The sequence below is a fragment of the Pantoea coffeiphila genome (assembly GCF_016909495.1).
GTDB lineage: Bacteria > Pseudomonadota > Gammaproteobacteria > Enterobacterales > Enterobacteriaceae > Erwinia > Erwinia coffeiphila.
The window spans coordinates 440,732-457,083 of record NZ_JAFBFW010000002.1; the positions used below are offsets into that span (position 1 = coordinate 440,732).

At 53.2% G+C, this 16,352-nt stretch carries 10 protein-coding genes and 7 tRNA genes; 13 read left to right on the forward strand and 4 right to left on the reverse strand.

Going from position 1 to position 16,352, the window contains the following annotated elements:
• The first annotated feature begins 6 nt into the window (after nt 1–6).
• Nucleotides 7–924, forward strand: a complete 918-nt coding sequence (locus JOE09_RS07715) for a LysR family transcriptional regulator (RefSeq protein WP_205065359.1) — start codon at nt 7–9, stop codon at nt 922–924.
• 7 nt (nt 925–931) lie between these two features.
• On the opposite strand, the gene JOE09_RS07720 is transcribed toward JOE09_RS07715, so the two are convergent.
• The 4 genes from JOE09_RS07720 to nagE all read right to left on the reverse strand — a co-directional run bounded on the left by JOE09_RS07720 (nt 932) and on the right by nagE (nt 9,075).
• A complete protein-coding gene (locus JOE09_RS07720; protein WP_205065360.1) occupies nt 932–3,592 on the reverse strand; it encodes a beta-N-acetylhexosaminidase in 2,661 nt (886 codons plus the stop codon).
• 45 nt (nt 3,593–3,637) lie between these two features.
• Nucleotides 3,638–5,041 carry a chitoporin ChiP gene (chiP, locus tag JOE09_RS07725; RefSeq protein WP_205065361.1) on the reverse strand — a complete coding sequence of 468 codons (1,404 nt, stop codon included), beginning with the start codon at nt 5,039–5,041 and terminating at the stop codon, nt 3,638–3,640.
• A gap of 253 nt (nt 5,042–5,294) precedes the next feature.
• A complete protein-coding gene (gene glnS, locus JOE09_RS07730) occupies nt 5,295–6,962 on the reverse strand; it encodes a glutamine--tRNA ligase (RefSeq protein ID WP_205065362.1) in 1,668 nt (555 codons plus the stop codon).
• A gap of 157 nt (nt 6,963–7,119) precedes the next feature.
• Nucleotides 7,120–9,075 (reverse strand): PTS N-acetyl glucosamine transporter subunit IIABC, encoded by a 1,956-nt coding sequence (gene nagE / locus JOE09_RS07735; RefSeq protein ID WP_205065363.1) that lies wholly within the window; start codon nt 9,073–9,075, stop codon nt 7,120–7,122.
• A 332-nt stretch (nt 9,076–9,407) separates the two neighbouring features.
• Here nagE and nagB point away from each other — a divergent pair, with 332 nt between their 5' ends.
• The 12 genes from nagB (at nt 9,408) to JOE09_RS07795 (ending at nt 16,340) form a co-directional block, all read left to right on the forward strand.
• Entirely contained in the window at nt 9,408–10,208 is an 801-nt protein-coding gene (gene nagB, locus JOE09_RS07740) for a glucosamine-6-phosphate deaminase (protein WP_105591055.1), read from the forward strand.
• A gap of 101 nt (nt 10,209–10,309) precedes the next feature.
• Nucleotides 10,310–11,458, forward strand: coding sequence for an N-acetylglucosamine-6-phosphate deacetylase (gene nagA, locus JOE09_RS07745; RefSeq protein ID WP_205065364.1), 1,149 nt, complete (start codon nt 10,310–10,312; stop codon nt 11,456–11,458).
• Nucleotides 11,459–11,465: 7 nt separating this feature from the next.
• Nucleotides 11,466–12,686 carry a DNA-binding transcriptional regulator NagC gene (gene nagC, locus JOE09_RS07750; RefSeq protein ID WP_205065365.1) on the forward strand — a complete coding sequence of 407 codons (1,221 nt, stop codon included), beginning with the start codon at nt 11,466–11,468 and terminating at the stop codon, nt 12,684–12,686.
• A gap of 17 nt (nt 12,687–12,703) precedes the next feature.
• The gene (locus tag JOE09_RS07755; protein WP_205065366.1) at nt 12,704–13,456 is read left to right on the forward strand and encodes an HAD-IIA family hydrolase; all 753 of its coding nucleotides are present in this window, start codon (nt 12,704–12,706) and stop codon (nt 13,454–13,456) included.
• 267 nt (nt 13,457–13,723) lie between these two features.
• A complete protein-coding gene (gene asnB / locus JOE09_RS07760) occupies nt 13,724–15,388 on the forward strand; it encodes an asparagine synthase B (protein WP_105591051.1) in 1,665 nt (554 codons plus the stop codon).
• Nucleotides 15,389–15,607: 219 nt separating this feature from the next.
• Nucleotides 15,608–15,684: transfer RNA gene (locus tag JOE09_RS07765), tRNA-Met, on the forward strand.
• Between the two features lie 11 nt (nt 15,685–15,695).
• Nucleotides 15,696–15,780 (forward strand) — tRNA-Leu (locus JOE09_RS07770).
• A gap of 26 nt (nt 15,781–15,806) precedes the next feature.
• Nucleotides 15,807–15,881: transfer RNA gene (locus tag JOE09_RS07775), tRNA-Gln, on the forward strand.
• Between the two features lie 55 nt (nt 15,882–15,936).
• Nucleotides 15,937–16,011, forward strand: a tRNA-Gln gene (locus JOE09_RS07780).
• Nucleotides 16,012–16,039: 28 nt separating this feature from the next.
• A tRNA-Met gene (locus tag JOE09_RS07785) sits at nt 16,040–16,116 on the forward strand.
• Nucleotides 16,117–16,122: 6 nt separating this feature from the next.
• Nucleotides 16,123–16,197 (forward strand) — tRNA-Gln (locus JOE09_RS07790).
• A 68-nt stretch (nt 16,198–16,265) separates the two neighbouring features.
• A tRNA-Gln gene (locus JOE09_RS07795) sits at nt 16,266–16,340 on the forward strand.
• The last annotated feature ends 12 nt before the right edge of the window (nt 16,341–16,352 follow it).

The window sequence follows — 16,352 nt, forward strand, 5'->3', positions numbered from 1 at the left end:
GATTGTTTGATTAAACTGAATAATCCGATGCACGCCCATCTTGATAAGATCCACACCTTCTTTGCGATTGTCGACAGCGGCAGCTTTACCCGGGCCGCCAGTAATCTCGGCTTGAGCCGCGCGATGGTCAGCCTGCATATCAAAAGCCTGGAACAGCTGCTTGGCGTCACACTGCTGGTACGCAATACCCGTAGCCTCGCCCTCACCGGCCACGGACAGCAGTTTTATCAGGATTTTAAGCTGATTTTCGCTGATATTGACCGGGCGGTCTCGCGAGTCGCCACAGAGCATCACTCCCTCTCCGGGGAACTGCGCATCACCTCCACGTGGGAGTATGGCCAGCAGTTCCTGATGCCGCTGGTCAGCGAATTTTGCCAGCGCCACCCGTTGCTGAAACTGAACTACAGCGTGGGGGCTTCACTGGATGATTTGGTCACTAATAAACTGGATGTGGCGATACGGCTGGGGTCGCTGCGCGACTCGTCGCTAAAAAGCCGCAGGCTGGCAGACTATGCCATTTTACTGGTGGCTTCACCTTCTCTGGTCAAACGCTGTCGTCCGCAGGATCTGCAGGCGGTTTTTGCCATGCCGTGGATACACAACAGCAACCTGGCTCATCCCGGCCGCTGGACGTTTCGTGGAGCGGATAATCGTTTGTCCGAGCTGAAGTCCGATGCTGCTTATACTGCCAACTCCGCGCAAATCGTCCGCCAGATGGCACTGGGCGGAATGGGTGTCGCGGTGCTGCCAGAATGGCTGGTACGCGAAGATATTGCCGCAGGCAGGCTACAGCATCTGTGTAAAGAGTGGCAGCTGCCGAATCAACCGGTCAGTGCCGTGTTTGCCGGACAGGGGGAAATGCAACGAAAAACCCGGCTGTTTATCGATTTTCTTTCGCAGAAATTACCGATGCAGCCGGGTTAGATCAGACCTACAGAGGCATAACGTGTTCTGTACGGCTGAAGCGCTTGCCGTCAGCGCTACTGGTGCGTACCCAGACTTCCCCGTTAATTAGCGGGCGATGGCTGTCGCTGTAGCGCTGCCAGCTGCGCCCCTCATCGATGGAATATTCCACCAGAATCCCCGGTAGCGCGGTATTTGCCTGCAGATAGCTATCGACAATTACTGCACCCGGCTGCGGCAGGCGCCAGGCAATACCGGCCTTGTCGAGCCTGGCCAGTTCACGCTGCCCCAGCAGGTTAGCAAAGCGTTGCCAGTCGCGATGCAGGGCCTGCTGGTCAACGTGATGCGTTTTCCCCCCCTGATACTCCCTGCCCTGCTGGTAATCCTGCTCCCACGCGGCGCGGTGCCAGCTGCGTTCGGCTACCGCCAATACTCGTGGAAAAATCATCGACTCAACCTGGCCGTCTGTACGAACCGTTTCGCTCCACAGCTGTGCAGACAGACCGTAGGCACCCGGCCACGGCTGTTCTGATTTGGTATCAAAGGTATTGCCGTCACGGTCAACCGAGGTTTCAGCATTCTGTGGCAGATTATCCGGCGCGAAGCTAAAGATCTTACGTTCATCGTTGTAGCGAGTCCCCCAGTAGTAACCGCGCTCCAGCGGGTTAACCTCTGCAGGGAAGTCCAGATAGACATAGTCCGGGTTGGAGATCACCACCTGATATCCCTTATTGGCCCAGTCGTTGACGCTGGAGGCTCCGCCCCAGAACAGCGTATCCCAGAAGTTCACCCGAACGTGCTGAGTGGCAAAATCGCTCGCGGCTTTAGCATCCTTAAGACCGTCCTGCCAGGCCTGCATGTCGCCAATACCTTTTTCGGCAACGATCCGACTGACCTTCAGGCCAAAATAGCTGGGCAGATGTGACAGCTCCTCAACCTTACCATCCTTAATAATACGCTGGCAGACTTTAGATTTTGCCCATGGCTTATCTTCGTGGCTCATATCCTTAATGCCCTTTCCGGCCTCAGGATGTCTGATATCGGTGTAGCCCGCGCCAAGATAGATATTTTTCGCCTCATCTCCACCAAAATGCCAGGTGGTCAGCGGCACGCCAGCCTGTTGGTGCATCAGATCGATTTCAGTGATGACCTTATCGGCAAAACGCAGCGATGAATCCAGGCACGGATTCAGGTAGCTGGTGCGATCGTAAAACTGTACCGACGTGGTATTTGAAGTATCGCTGGGATCGCGCAGACGATACTCACCGGCCTCATCCGGCTTGCCTTCGCGCATCAGCCTCTGATAACGGGCTTCCATAGAGATCACCGCAGCTCGCGCATGAGCCGGCATATCAATTTCGGGGATCACTTCAATATTCCGCGCCCTGGCATATTTCAGGATTTCAATGTAATCGCTGCGGGTGAAATAGCCGCTGCCGTTGTTGTCGCTGAACGGGCCAGAGCCCAACTGCGGCAGCAGACACTGTTGCTCGGTAAGATCGTGGCAGCGCCTGGCCCCTGTTTCCGTCAGCTCCGGCAGGCCTGGGATTTCAATACGCCAGCCTTCATCGTCGGACAGGTGGAAGTGGAACTTATTCATTTTCATCGCCGCCATTTGATCCAGCAGCCTCAGCACCATCTGCTTGCTGTGGAAGTTACGCGCAACGTCCAGGAACATTCCGCGATACGCAAAGCGCGGCGCATCTTTCACTCGCAGCGCGGCGATTTTTTGCGGGCCGGAAGCGGGAACCAGAGACAGCACAGACATCAGACCGTAGTAAATGCCCGCACTGTCATAGCCCACGATGGTGGCTCCCCCCGGCAGGACTTCCAGACGATAGGCACCGGATACCGCCATGCTGTCGCTAAATCCACGCGAATCGATGCGAGTAGAAACGGAATAACCGCGAGAATTAACCTTAATGCCCATCAGCGCAAAACGCTGCTCGGCGGCGCGAGCCTCATCGGTGTTTAACCCAGACAAATTGAGCAACACACCCCGGCTGAGATCGGCATTACCGTTTAAGCGGGTTGCTTTCAACGGAGTCGGAAAAATTTCGGCCCGTAGCGCCGCAGCAGGCAGCAAACTCACGTCCGCATTTTTGGCAAAGCGGCTTTCGGCCGTCATCAGGACATTTTTATCCCCGGCGAAACGCTTCCAGTTATCGCCAAACGGCTCAACAAACGTCGTCAGATCCTCCGTATTGGTACTGACCATAATCTCCGGTTCCGCCTTACCGGCAGTGACGTACCAGCGCGGCATGATATCGGTAATAAACAGCTGCCAGTACTCGTTGATAATCGGTATCTCAACGGACTCTCCGGCGGCAAATCCTTTGAACTTACTGGTCGGCTCCAGGCGACTGAGATCGCCGACAATATGCACAATACGGAACTGGTCGCTGTCTACTTTGATCGTCTGGTGGACGTTGCTCATCCAGATAGCCCAGTTTTTACTGTTCACTGCCGGTCCGGGGTTGGTCAATCTGATGGTGGCGAGGTTACAGGCGGCCCAGTCCGCTCCCAGCGCAGCACAGTCCACACCGTGTGCCGCCGCATCATTTTGCGTTACCTGATAGCTGACGCCAAACTGGCTGATGCGGTGGACGGTTTGCTGGTCATTAACGCCGTTACTACACCCTGCCAGCCCCAGCGTTGCCGCAGCGATTGTTGTTGCAATAAGCCTCATCCTGTTCCCCTTTGAGGTTAGGTTATCCATTACGCCAGTCACCGCTTAAAAAATGGTAAACGGCGCGGTGACGATAAACTTCACGTCCTTTTCATCCTGAAACATATTGCCGTAGCCCCCTTCGTAGCTCGGAATACTGCTGTGATTATCGTAGTGGGTGTAGTGCAACCTGAACTGGGTCCCTTTGCCCCAGCCCTGCTGAAGCGTATAGAGCAAATCCAGATTCCACGCCGATTCGCGTACGCGTTGATTTTGGTCGAATGCCGGGTTGCTGCTGGGTTTGGCATCCCATCCCCAGGCAAATGAAGTCCCCGTTTCCCATCCGGGCAGGTGAAGGCCATCCAGCTCAACCATCACGCCGGCGAACACCGCTTTTTCACCGTTGGCATTCCAGTCAGAACGCGAATCCCACCAGACATCCAGGCGACCATTCGAACTGGCATAGGATGGGGTCATACGCTGAAGAAAATATCCCTGATTACCGTCAGCTTTGACCCAGGTGCCTTCCAGGCGGAATTTAAACGGACCGGTGCGATAACCCAGGGTGAGCGCCTGCAGCCAGGCAAGACCGGAATAGACATCGTTAACATTTGCTGCACCGCCGTGCTCGCGATCGTGTGCGCCATAAAACTGCCAGCTGGTTTCCAGATCGTTGCCCAGCAGCGGAACGGCATAACTGGCTTTAGTAAAGAACTGGTCCATATAGCCATCGGCCTGGCCAACAGCCGCTTCCAGCTGCCACTTATTTTCCGAGGAAAATTTAGCACCCAGCGAATGCATGTAGTTCAGTTTCGTTGTGCCGTCCGCCTTGCGGAAGTCATACATATGCTGATACCACGGTGCCTTATATTTATCGGACCACAGATAAGAAACGGACAGATTGCCCAAAGAAGCAAAGTGGCGTGCTGTCCCCACTTCTACTCCGCGATAGGTACCCGGCAGCAGGCTCCAGTGCGGCGACATCAGCGTTTGCCCACTGGGTTGCAGATATCCGGTACGCAGCCAGCTGTCGTTGTATTTCATTTTTAACGCAGCTTTATAGAGGCTTACGCCATTTCTGTCACCGCTCCACGGCTCATCCCAACGGCTGTCACCGTCGCTGAAACCGATTTCGTTCGGTGCACCAGGCCCTTTGTTAGAAAGCTCTACAGCGGTAAATGCCGCCAGATCAATACCGATCCAGTCGGCGGCAAAGCCTGAAGAAAAATCGAGGTTGGCGTTAATTGTCGAATGATGAAGATTTGAGGTGTACTGTTTATATTTTTCGCTATCGGGTTGAAGATCTTTGCGTTCGCGATGGCGCTGCCAGTAATAAACGCCGCCAGCCAGCGAAGAGTCATCAATAAAACCACTGGCCAGGGCAGGCGAATTTAGCAAAACGCCGCTGGAACCAGAGATAATAGCTAAAATAGTACTAAGTGCTTTAGTAAGCACGGCTTTGCGCTGCATTGAAAAATCCTTTTATCCCAGAAAAAATCCATTTATGTCAGTAGATTACTATCAGTTAATCTCAGCCAGCTGAATCCAGAACCGGCTAATTATTGGATTAGGATATTTTTCGCATCGCGAATTATCAATCGATTAAAACAGCAAAAAGTGCAAAGTATGATCGACAGCACATTTAATGAATGTAAATCAATGATGGGGATGTTAAGGCGAAAAAAAAGGGCGAATAATCGCCCTTTTATTAAAACAGAATCGGTTAGTCGCCGATTTTAGCCCAGGTGTCACGCAGGCCTACGGTACGGTTAAATACCAGATTATTGGCTGAAGAATAAACGCTGTCGGCACAGAAATAGCCTTCACGCTCAAACTGATACGCCGCTGAAGCTTCCGCTTTCTGCATACCCGGCTCGACGAAACCGTGACGGATCACCAGAGATTCAGGGTTGATGCTGGCAAGGAAATCTTCCGCTGCCGCCGGGTTTGGCACACTAAACAGGCGATCGTACAGGCGGAACTCTGCCGGTAGCGCATGCACGGCGGAAACCCAGTGGATCACGCCTTTTACTTTACGGCCATCGGCGGGATCTTTGCTCAGGGTATCAACATCGCAGGTGCAGAACAGGCAGGTAATATTGCCGTCTTCATCCTTCGCCACGCGCTCGGCTTTAATCACATAGGCGTTACGCAGGCGAACTTCTTTACCCAGCACCAGACGCTTATACTGCTTGTTCGCTTCCTCACGGAAATCGGCGCGATCGATATAGATCTCACGGCTGAACGGAACTTCACGGGTGCCCATTTCCGGCTTGTTCGGGTGGTTCGGCATGCTAATCATCTCTTCATGATGAGCAGGCAGGTTTTCAATCACCAGTTTAACCGGGTCCAGCACCGCCATCGCGCGCGGGGCGTTTTCGTTCAGATCGTCACGAATACAGGATTCGAGAGCGGCCATCTCAACATTGTTATCCTGCTTGGTCACGCCGATACGGCGGCAGAACTCACGGATTGACTCCGCGCTATAACCACGACGACGCAGACCGGAAACGGTTAGCATGCGCGGATCGTCCCAGCCTTCAACCACGTTCTCGCTCACCAGCTGGCTCAGCTTGCGCTTCGACATAATGGCGTATTCAAGATTCAGACGAGAGAACTCGTACTGACGCGGGTGAACCGGGATAGTGATGTTATCCAGCACCCAGTCATAAAGGCGGCGGTTGTCCTGGAATTCCAGGGTGCACAGGGAGTGGGTGATCCCTTCCAGCGCATCGGAAATACAGTGCGTGAAGTCGTACATCGGATAGATGCACCACTTTGAGCCGGTCTGATGGTGGTCGGCGAACTTAATACGGTACAGAACCGGATCGCGCAAAACGATAAAGTTTGACGCCATATCGATTTTGGCACGCAGGCAGGCTTTCCCTTCTTCAAAACCGCCGCTGCGCATTTTCTCGAACAGCGCCAGGTTCTCTTCTACGCTGCGATCGCGATAAGGGCTGTTTTTGCCCGGCGCGGTCAGGCTGCCGCGGTATTCACGGATCTGCTCCGGTGAGAGCTCATCCACATACGCCAGTCCTTTCTCGATCAGTTCTACCGCATAGTTGTGCAGCTGGTCGAAATAGTCAGATGAGTAACGCACCTCGCCGCTCCACTCGAAGCCGAGCCACTGCACGTCACGTTTAATTGACTCAACGAACTCCAGGTCTTCCTTCACCGGGTTAGTATCATCAAAACGCAGGTTGCACTGCCCCTGGTAATCATTGGCGATACCAAAGTTCAGGCAGATCGACTTAGCGTGACCAATATGCAGGTAGCCGTTTGGCTCAGGCGGGAAGCGGGTATGCACGCTCTTGTGCTTACCGGACGCCAGATCTTCGTCGATAATCTGACGAATAAAGTTCGTTGGGCGGGCTTCAGCCTCACTCATCTCAATTTCCTCAATTAATGCCTGGAATAAATTCGCTACGAAATAACGGAGTATGATCCACAAAGCGGGGGACAGAGACAACCGTTTGTTACGGAAATCCAATAAAAAAAGGGCGGGAATTGCTCGCCGCCCTTTCTGCTTACGCTAGTATCGTATTTTAGCCATTAATCTCGTAGATACGGCTCTCACCGGCAACCACGGTATCGCCTGCCAGCAGCGTTAATCCGGAGAAGTCCTCGATGTTGCTGACCACGACCGGACTTATCATCGAGCGGGCATTCGCCTCAAGGAAGGCCAGATCCATCTCCAGAACCGGCTGACCGGCAACCACATGAGCACCCTCTTCCACCAGGCGGGTAAAGCCTTTACCCTGCAGTGCAACGGTATCCAGCCCCATGTGCACCACGATTTCTGCCCCTTTTTCCGTTTCCAGACAGAAGGCATGATTGGTGTTAAAGATTTTCACCAGCGTACCGCTGGCCGGCGCAACAACGGTGCTGCTGGTCGGTTTGATCGCCAGACCGTCACCTACCGCTTTACTGGCGAAGGCTTCATCAGGCACCTGGTCAATGGCTACAACCGTACCGCTTACCGGTGCCACCAGAGTACCAACAATCCCTTTGCTGGCGTTTGGAACCGCCTGTGGCGCCGCAGCAGATGCTGCAGGAACGACTGGGGTAGCGGTAGCCGCTGCCGCTGCGACAGGTCCTTTAGCAATCAGTTTTTTCATGCTTTCAGCAATGGATTCTGCTTTCGCACCCACGATCACCTGAATTGTCTGCTTGTTCAGCCGAACAATACCGGATGCGCCCAGACGCTTACAGGCCGCATCGTTAACCAGTCCGGCATCTTTCACCGACAGACGCAGGCGAGTAATACAGGCATCAATCACATTGAGGTTATCGGAACCGCCAACTGCCACGATATACTGGCGGGATAGCTGATCCATACCCTCTTCGGTATTGCTGTTTGCCTCTTCTTCTACCACCAGGTCAGATGCATCCTCGCGGCCAGGCGTTTTCAGGTTCATCATGCGAATGACGGCGCTGAACAGCACAAAGTAGACCACAAAGGCAACAACACCCATCACCAGCAGCATCCAAACGTTCTTACTGGCGGCAGGCAGGTTGTACATTAACGCATAGTCGATGGCACCCGCAGAGAAGGAGAATCCGGCATGAATACCCAGCAGCGTGGCGACAAACAGGCTGATGCCGGTTAGCAATGCGTGGATCAGATACAGCATCGGTGCCAGGAACATGAACAGGAATTCAAGCGGCTCGGTTACACCGGTCAGGAAAGCCGTTACCGCAACGGACAACAGCATACCGCCAACCATTGGACGACGCTCTTTTGGCGCGGCCATATACATCGCCAGCGCAGCGCCCGGCAGACCGAACATCATGATCGGGAAGAAGCCCGACATAAACATCCCTGCGGTGCCATCACCGGCGTAGAAACGGTTGATGTCGCCGTGGAAGACGGTGCCTGCTGCGTTGGTGAATTCACCAATCTGGAACCAGGCAATGGTATTCAGCACCTGATGCAGACCGGTAGGGATCAGCAAACGGTTAACGAAGCCGAACACACCTGCCCCGAATGCGCCTTCAGCCACAATCCACTCACCACCGGCGTGAATCGCGTTCTGAACCGGCGGCCAGACATAGCCAAAAATGGCTGCCAGCACCAGACAGAAGAAGCCCGTCGCAATCGGCACAAAGCGCTTGCCGCCGAAGAAACTGAGGAAGTCAGGCAGTTTGATGTCGGCCCAGCGGTTATAGGTTGCGCCCGCGACCAGACCGGTGATGATACCGGCCAGCACGCCCATATTAATCGCGGGATTGATGGTGACCATCGCTTTAGTCAGGATGAAATAACCCACTGCACCAGCCAGTGCTGCCGCACCGGCATTATCTTTTGACCAGGTTGACGCCACGCCGATGGCGAAGATTAGCGCCAGGTTATCGAAGATTGCACCGCCGCCCTGCGCGATGAACGGCATATTCAGTAAATCAGGCTGACCAAAGCGCAGCATCAGTGCAGCAACCGGTAGTACGGCTATCGGCAGCTGTAGCGAACGCCCCAATCGTTGAAAGAATCCTAAAATATTCACCTTTTCCCCCTTTGAACCCGTTAAGGTGCCAGAAATCGTTTATTTTTTTACGGTCTTCTGCAGTCTGAGTGACAGTATACACCACAGCCATAAGTGTAAAAAAAAATTAATTCGCTTCGCAAATTATATCGCTACTTATGTGACTAAAATCACCAAAAAGAGCATTTTTGCAACCATTACACTGGTCAACAGAACAAACTTATTTTATGATACGAAAAATCAAAACGGACTTATCCCTCTGTTATCTGTTCGTAATCACGTTACGATAATTCTTAACTAGCAGGGCAGCGTTTTCAGACCTATTTCATATTGCGCAATTGACGAGGTTCATCATGAGACTGATTCCACTGGCAACATCTCCTCAGGTCGGCAAGTGGGCAGCACGCCACATTGTTAACCGCATTAATAACTTTAAGCCTACCGCAGAGCGCCCTTTCGTTCTCGGCCTGCCGACCGGTGGCACCCCACTGGAAGCCTACAAACACCTTATTGATATGCATAAAGCGGGCCAGGTTAGCTTCAAGCATGTTGTTACGTTCAATATGGACGAATATGTGGGTCTGCCAAAAGAGCACCCTGAAAGCTATCACAGCTTTATGCACCGTAACTTTTTCGATCATGTTGATATTCAAAGCGAAAACATCAACCTTCTCAATGGTAATGCGCCTGATATTGACGCAGAATGTCGTCAGTATGAGGAAAAAATTCGCGCTTACGGCAAAATCCATCTGTTTATGGGTGGCGTAGGCAACGACGGACACATCGCCTTTAACGAACCCGCTTCCTCTCTGGCTTCACGTACCCGTATCAAAACGCTGACCCACGATACCCGTATCGCCAACTCGCGTTTCTTCGGTGGCGATGTGGATCAGGTACCTAAATACGCGCTGACCGTAGGCGTCGGTACGCTGCTTGATGCAGAGGAAGTAATGATTCTGGTTACCGGGCACCTGAAGGCTCATGCACTGAAAGCGGCCGTTGAAGGCAATGTGAATCATATGTGGACCATCAGCTGCCTGCAGCTGCATGCGAAATCCGTTGTCGTCTGCGATGAGCCAGCGACCATGGAATTGAAAGTGAAGACCGTGAAGTACTTCCGCGAAATGGAAGCGGAAAATATCACCGGTCTGTGATGCCGGGAGGTAAGCCTCCCCTTCACCGATCGCATCCGGCCAAACGCGGTTTCCTTAACGCTGGCCGGATCGTACCAGCATTAAAAGTCAGGAGAATGACTATGTACGCTTTAACTCAGGGTCGCATTTATACCGGCCATGAAGTCCTCGACGGGCACGCAGTGGTGATCGCTGACGGCCTGATCGACCGTGTTTGCCCGCAGGGCGATGTGCCTGCCGGTATTGAAACCCGTGACGTCAACGGTGCCATTATTGCCCCTGGCTTTATCGATCTGCAGCTTAACGGCTGTGGCGGCGTGCAGTTCAATGATGACCCTGCTGCAATCAGCGTTGAAACGCTGAATATTATGCAGAAAGCAAATGAAAAATCCGGCTGTACCAGCTTCCTGCCAACGCTTATCACCAGTACCGACGAGCTGATGAAGCGTGCGGTTGAAGTGATGCGGGCCTGGCTGGCACAAAACAGCAATCAGGCGTTGGGTCTGCACCTGGAAGGTCCGTGGCTGAATCCGCTGAAGAAAGGTACGCACAATCCGGCACTGATTCGTGCACCGGATAAAGCGCTGGTTGATTTCCTGTGTGAAAATGCGGACGTGATTACCAAGATTACGCTGGCCCCTGAAAAAGTGGGCACAGAAGTCATCCGCCAGCTGCGCGCGGCCGGCATTGTGATTTCAGCCGGGCACTCGCACGCGACCTATGATGAAGCACGCAGCGGCATCTCCGCCGGCGTCAGTTTTGCGACCCACCTTTATAACGCAATGCCAACCACCACCGGCCGCGAACCGGGTTTGATCGGTGCGCTGTTTGATTCACCGGACGTCTGGTGTGGTGTGATTGCCGACGGTTTACACGTTCATTTCGCCAACATTCGGAATGCAAAACGCATCAAAGGTGACAAGCTGGTACTGGTAACCGATGCCACCGCACCGGCAGGCGCTAATATTGACCAGTTCATTTTTGCTGGCAAAACAATATACTATCGTAACGGGCTGTGCGTTGATGAGAACGGTACACTGAGTGGTTCTGCACTAACTATGATTGAAGCTGTCGAGAACAGCGTCGAACATGTTGGTATCGCTCTGGATGAAACGCTCCGTATGGCAACGCTTTATCCAGCCCGTGCAATGGGGGTTGATAATCAGTTAGGGTCAATTGAAGCCGGAAAAGTGGCGAACCTGACGGTATTCACCCGCGACTATAAAATCACCCGGACCATCGTTAATGGTAACGAGGTCTTTAGCGAGTAGATATTTAATGACCACTGGCGGCCAGGCCCAAATTGGAAATGTTGATCTTGTTAAACAACTGAATAGCGCAGCCGTGTACCGGCTCATCGATCAGCAGGGGCCCATATCGCGCATTCAGATTGCCGAACACAGCCAGCTTGCACCCGCCAGCGTCACCAAGATCACCCGGCAGCTCATTGAACGCGGGCTGATTAAAGAAGTTGAGCAACAGGCATCAACCGGTGGCCGCCGGGCCATATCGATTGTCTGCGAAACTCGCGGCTTTAATACCATTGGCGTTCGCCTTGGCCGTAACGATGCCACGCTGACTTTGTTCGATCTCAGCGGCAAATCACTGGCGGAAGAGCACTACCCTCTGCCAGAGCGCAGCCAGGAAACGCTGGAACATGCGCTGTTTAATGCCATCGCCGCCTTCCATGAGCAACATCAGCGCAAGCTGCGCGAACTCATTGCGATCTCCGTGATTCTTCCCGGCCTGGTCGATCCGAAGAACGGCGTGATCCGCTACATGCCGCATATCAGCGTCAGTCACTGGCCGCTGGTCGCCAACCTCGAAAAACGCTTTAACGTCACTAGTTTTGTCGGCCACGATATCCGCAGTCTTGCTCTGGCGGAGCACTATTTTGGTGCCTCGCGCGACTGCGCAGACTCCATTCTGGTGCGTGTTCATCGCGGAACGGGGGCGGGAATCATCGCCAACGGACATATCTTCCTCGGTAGTAACGGTAATGTCGGTGAGCTGGGGCATATCCAGGTCGATCCGCTGGGAGAGCGCTGCCACTGCGGCAACTTTGGCTGCCTGGAAACCATTGCCGCTAATAGTGCCATTGAAAATCGCGTACGGCATCTGCTGACGCAGGGATATCCGAGCAGCCTGAGTCTGGATAATTGCCAGATCCAGCATATTTGCAGTGCCGCCAATCGCGGCGATGCGCTGGCCGCCGAGGTTATCGAACATGTGGGCCGCCATCTGGGCAAAGCGATTGCGATTGCGATTAACCTGTTTAACCCGCAGAAAATTGTTATCGCCGGTGAAATAACCGAGGCCGATAAGGTCCTGCTACCCGCGATTGAAAGCTGCATCAATACTCAGGCGCTAAAAGCGTTCCGAAAAAATCTGCCGGTAGTACGCTCAGAGATCGATCATCGCTCGGCTATCGGCGCCTTTGCGCTGGCAAAACGGGCGATGCTTAACGGCATCCTGCTGCAGCGACTTCTGGAAGCGTAATCAAGGACAGTAAGTGCATGACGATTAAGAACGTAATTTGCGATATTGACGGCGTATTAATGCATGACAATACTGCCGTACCCGGGGCTCGCGAGTTCCTGCAGCGGATCATGGGAAATAATATGCCGCTGGTGGTACTGACCAACTACCCGTCACAAACTGCCATGGATCTGGCCAACCGCTTTGCCTCCGCGGGTATAGACCTCCCGGACAGCGTGTTTTATACCTCCGCCATGGCTACCGCCGATTTTCTTAAGCGCCAGGAAGGGAAAAAAGCCTATGTCGTCGGTGAAGGCGCATTAATCCATGAGCTGTATAAAGCCGGGTTTACCATTACCGATATCAATCCGGATTTTGTGATTGTCGGCGAGACGCGTTCCTTTAACTGGGACATGATGCACAAAGCCGCCTTCTTCGTTGCTAACGGCGCGCGGTTTATTGCCACCAACCCGGACAGCCATGGCCACGGCCATTCGCCTGCCTGCGGCGCACTCTGTGCCGGAATTGAGCGTATCTCAGGCCGACAGCCTTTCTACGTCGGTAAGCCCAGCCCGTGGATTATGCGTGCCGCGCTGAATAAGATGCAGGCCCATTCAGAGGAAACGGTTATCGTTGGCGATAATCTGCGCACCGATATTCTGGCCGGATTCCAGGCCGGTCTGGAAACCATACTGGTGCTTACCGGCGTTTCCAGCCTCAGCGATATTGACGCCATGCCCTTCCGCCCTACGTGGGTTTACCCCTCCGTCGCAGATATCGACATTTTTTAATCCCCAGCCCGGTTAGCGCCGGGCTTTCTCTTTCTTCTTCGCGCAAAATTCAGCCGATTTTTGCCATTTTTTGCCGATTCGACAATAAAAACACCCATTAATTGAATAATCATCAAAGATAAGGCCAGGTCAACGGGCTATTTTTCAGGTATTGGCTAAATTGCTTGCATAGTCTGCTCCGTTAGCGCATTTTCTTATACATCAGGCGGCAACTCTCGCCTCAAACCAATATCAATACCGCAAGGTAAGTCGTTTAGGGAGCTGTGTATGTGTTCTATTTTTGGTGTACTCGATCTGAAAACCGATCCTACTGAACTGCGTAAGAAAGCGTTGGAGCTTTCTCGCCTGATGCGCCACCGTGGCCCGGACTGGTCTGGCATTTATGCCGATGACTATGCCATCCTGGCACACGAGCGTCTGTCGATCGTTGACGTGAACAATGGCGCACAGCCACTGTACAACGCTGCGCATACCCACGTTCTGGCGGTTAACGGCGAGATTTACAACCATCAGGCACTGCGCGCTGAGCTGAGCGACCGCTATGAATTCCAGACGGATTCCGACTGCGAAGTGATCCTCGCGCTGTATCAGGAAAAAGGTATCGACTTCCTCGACGATCTGCAGGGCATGTTCGCCTTTATTCTGTATGACACCGAGAAGAAAACCTGGCTGATTGGCCGTGACCATATCGGTATCATTCCGCTGTATATGGGCAACGACGAGCACGGCAACCTGTACGTCGCTTCTGAAATGAAGGCGCTGGTGCCGGTTTGCCGCACAATCAAAGAGTTCCCGGCGGGCAGCTATATGTCCAGCACCGACGGTGAAATCAAACGCTACTGGCAGCGTGACTGGTTCGACTATGCCGCAGTGGCTAACAACACCACCGATGCAGCAGCTCTGAAAGGCGCGCTGGAAGAGTCAGTAAAAAGCCACCTGATGTCAGATGTGCCTTACGGCGTTCTGCTGTCCGGCGGACTGGATTCTTCAATTATTTCAGCCGTTACCAAGAAATTTGCCGCCAAGCGCGTTGAAGATCACGACAAGAGCGAAGCCTGGTGGCCACAGCTGCACTCCTTCGCTGTGGGTCTGGAAGGTTCACCGGACCTGAAAGCAGCGAAAGCCGTGGCTGAGCATCTGGGTACTGTGCACCATGAGATTCACTTCACCGTGCAGGAAGGCCTTGATGCGATTCGCGATGTGATTTATCACATTGAAACCTATGACGTGACCACCATTCGTGCATCCACTCCGATGTATCTGATGTCACGCAAGATCAAAGCGATGGGCATCAAGATGGTGCTGTCCGGCGAAGGTGCGGACGAAGTCTTCGGCGGCTACCTGTACTTCCATAAGGCACCAAACGCACAGGAGTTCCACGAGGAGAACGTGCGTAAACTGCATGCGCTGCACATGTTTGACTGTGCGCGTGCCAACAAGGCGATGTCAGCCTGGGGCGTGGAAGCTCGCGTACCGTTCCTGGACAAGAAATTCCTTGATGTGGCAATGCGCATCAACCCGGAAGATAAAATGTGCGGCAGCAACGGCAAAATGGAAAAACACATCCTGCGTGAGTGTTTTGAATCCTACCTGCCGGCAAGCGTAGCATGGCGCCAGAAAGAGCAGTTCTCTGACGGCGTTGGCTACAGCTGGATTGATACGCTGAAAGAAGTGGCAGCAGAGCAGATTAGCGACCAGCAGCTGCAAACCGCGCACTTCCGCTTCCCGTACAACACGCCAACCTCAAAAGAGGCGTATCTGTACCGTGAAATCTTTGAAGAGCTGTTCCCGGTACCAAGCGCGGCTGAGTGCGTTCCAGGCGGTCCGTCCGTGGCCTGCTCGTCGGCTAAAGCCATCGAATGGGACGAAGCGTTCAAAACCATGGACGATCCGTCAGGACGTGCGGTTGGCGTGCATCAGGCAGCCTACTAATCCTCACCGTTTCACAAATACTTACGGGCCTTTATGGCCCGTTTTTTTTTGCCATAACGCTGTTTAGACTCAGAATTCGTCGATTTTATCGACATAATGGTCACAAGCCATGCAAACAACACGTTTATGGCAAAAAACGGGAAAAAACTAGTTGACGCTTTTGGGCCAACTCCGCATAATGCGCCCCGCAACGCCGATGAAGGTGACGCAAAAAAAGAAGGCTACTTAGCTCAGCTGGTTAGAGCACAGCACTCATAATGCTGGGGTCACAGGTTCGATTCCCGTAGTAGCCACCACTTCTTTTTGCGCGGGAGTGGCGAAATTGGTAGACGCACCAGATTTAGGTTCTGGCGCCGCAAGGTGTGCGAGTTCAAGTCTCGCCTCCCGCACCATTTCCGACAGAGGTTTGCAGCAAGGATGGGGTATCGCCAAGCGGTAAGGCACCGGTTTTTGATACCGGCATTCCCTGGTTCGAATCCAGGTACCCCAGCCAGTTTTTTGTAGTAGAATGTGTAGTTCTGACTGTCGTGTTATCACGATGCGGACATTGGGATATCGCCAAGCGGTAAGGCACCGGTTTTTGATACCGGCATTCCCTGGTTCGAATCCAGGTATCCCAGCCAGTCAGAAAGTTGTAAAGCAATAATGTACGGCTACTTAGCTCAGCTGGTTAGAGCACAGCACTCATAATGCTGGGGTCACAGGTTCGATTCCCGTAGTAGCCACCAAATTATTGGGGTGTCGCCAAGTGGTAAGGCTCTGGTTTCTGATACCAGCATTCCGGGGTTCGAATCCCTGCACCCCAGCCATATAAAGACGGCTGGTTGTATTAAGTCGCAAAGTAAAAGTCGCCTGGTTCGCCAGTCGCAGTAAAAATTGGGGTGTCGCCAAGTGGTAAGGCTCTGGTTTCTGATACCAGCATTCCGGGGTTCGAATCCCTGCACCCCAGCCATAAAGTAAAGAA

What these genes read in the sequence shown, in the direction of transcription:
- JOE09_RS07720 (WP_205065360.1), bottom strand. Translation starts at nt 3,592, where the DNA reads ATGAGGCTTATTGCAACAACAATCGCTGCGGCAACGCTGGGGCTGGCA.
- chiP (WP_205065361.1), bottom strand. Translation starts at nt 5,041, where the DNA reads ATGCAGCGCAAAGCCGTGCTTACTAAAGCACTTAGTACTATTTTAGCT.
- nagB (WP_105591055.1), top strand. Translation starts at nt 9,408, where the DNA reads ATGAGACTGATTCCACTGGCAACATCTCCTCAGGTCGGCAAGTGGGCA.
- asnB (WP_105591051.1), top strand. Translation starts at nt 13,724, where the DNA reads ATGTGTTCTATTTTTGGTGTACTCGATCTGAAAACCGATCCTACTGAA.
- nagA (WP_205065364.1), top strand. Translation starts at nt 10,310, where the DNA reads ATGTACGCTTTAACTCAGGGTCGCATTTATACCGGCCATGAAGTCCTC.
- glnS (WP_205065362.1), bottom strand. Translation starts at nt 6,962, where the DNA reads ATGAGTGAGGCTGAAGCCCGCCCAACGAACTTTATTCGTCAGATTATC.
- JOE09_RS07755 (WP_205065366.1), top strand. Translation starts at nt 12,704, where the DNA reads ATGACGATTAAGAACGTAATTTGCGATATTGACGGCGTATTAATGCAT.
- nagC (WP_205065365.1), top strand. Translation starts at nt 11,466, where the DNA reads ATGACCACTGGCGGCCAGGCCCAAATTGGAAATGTTGATCTTGTTAAA.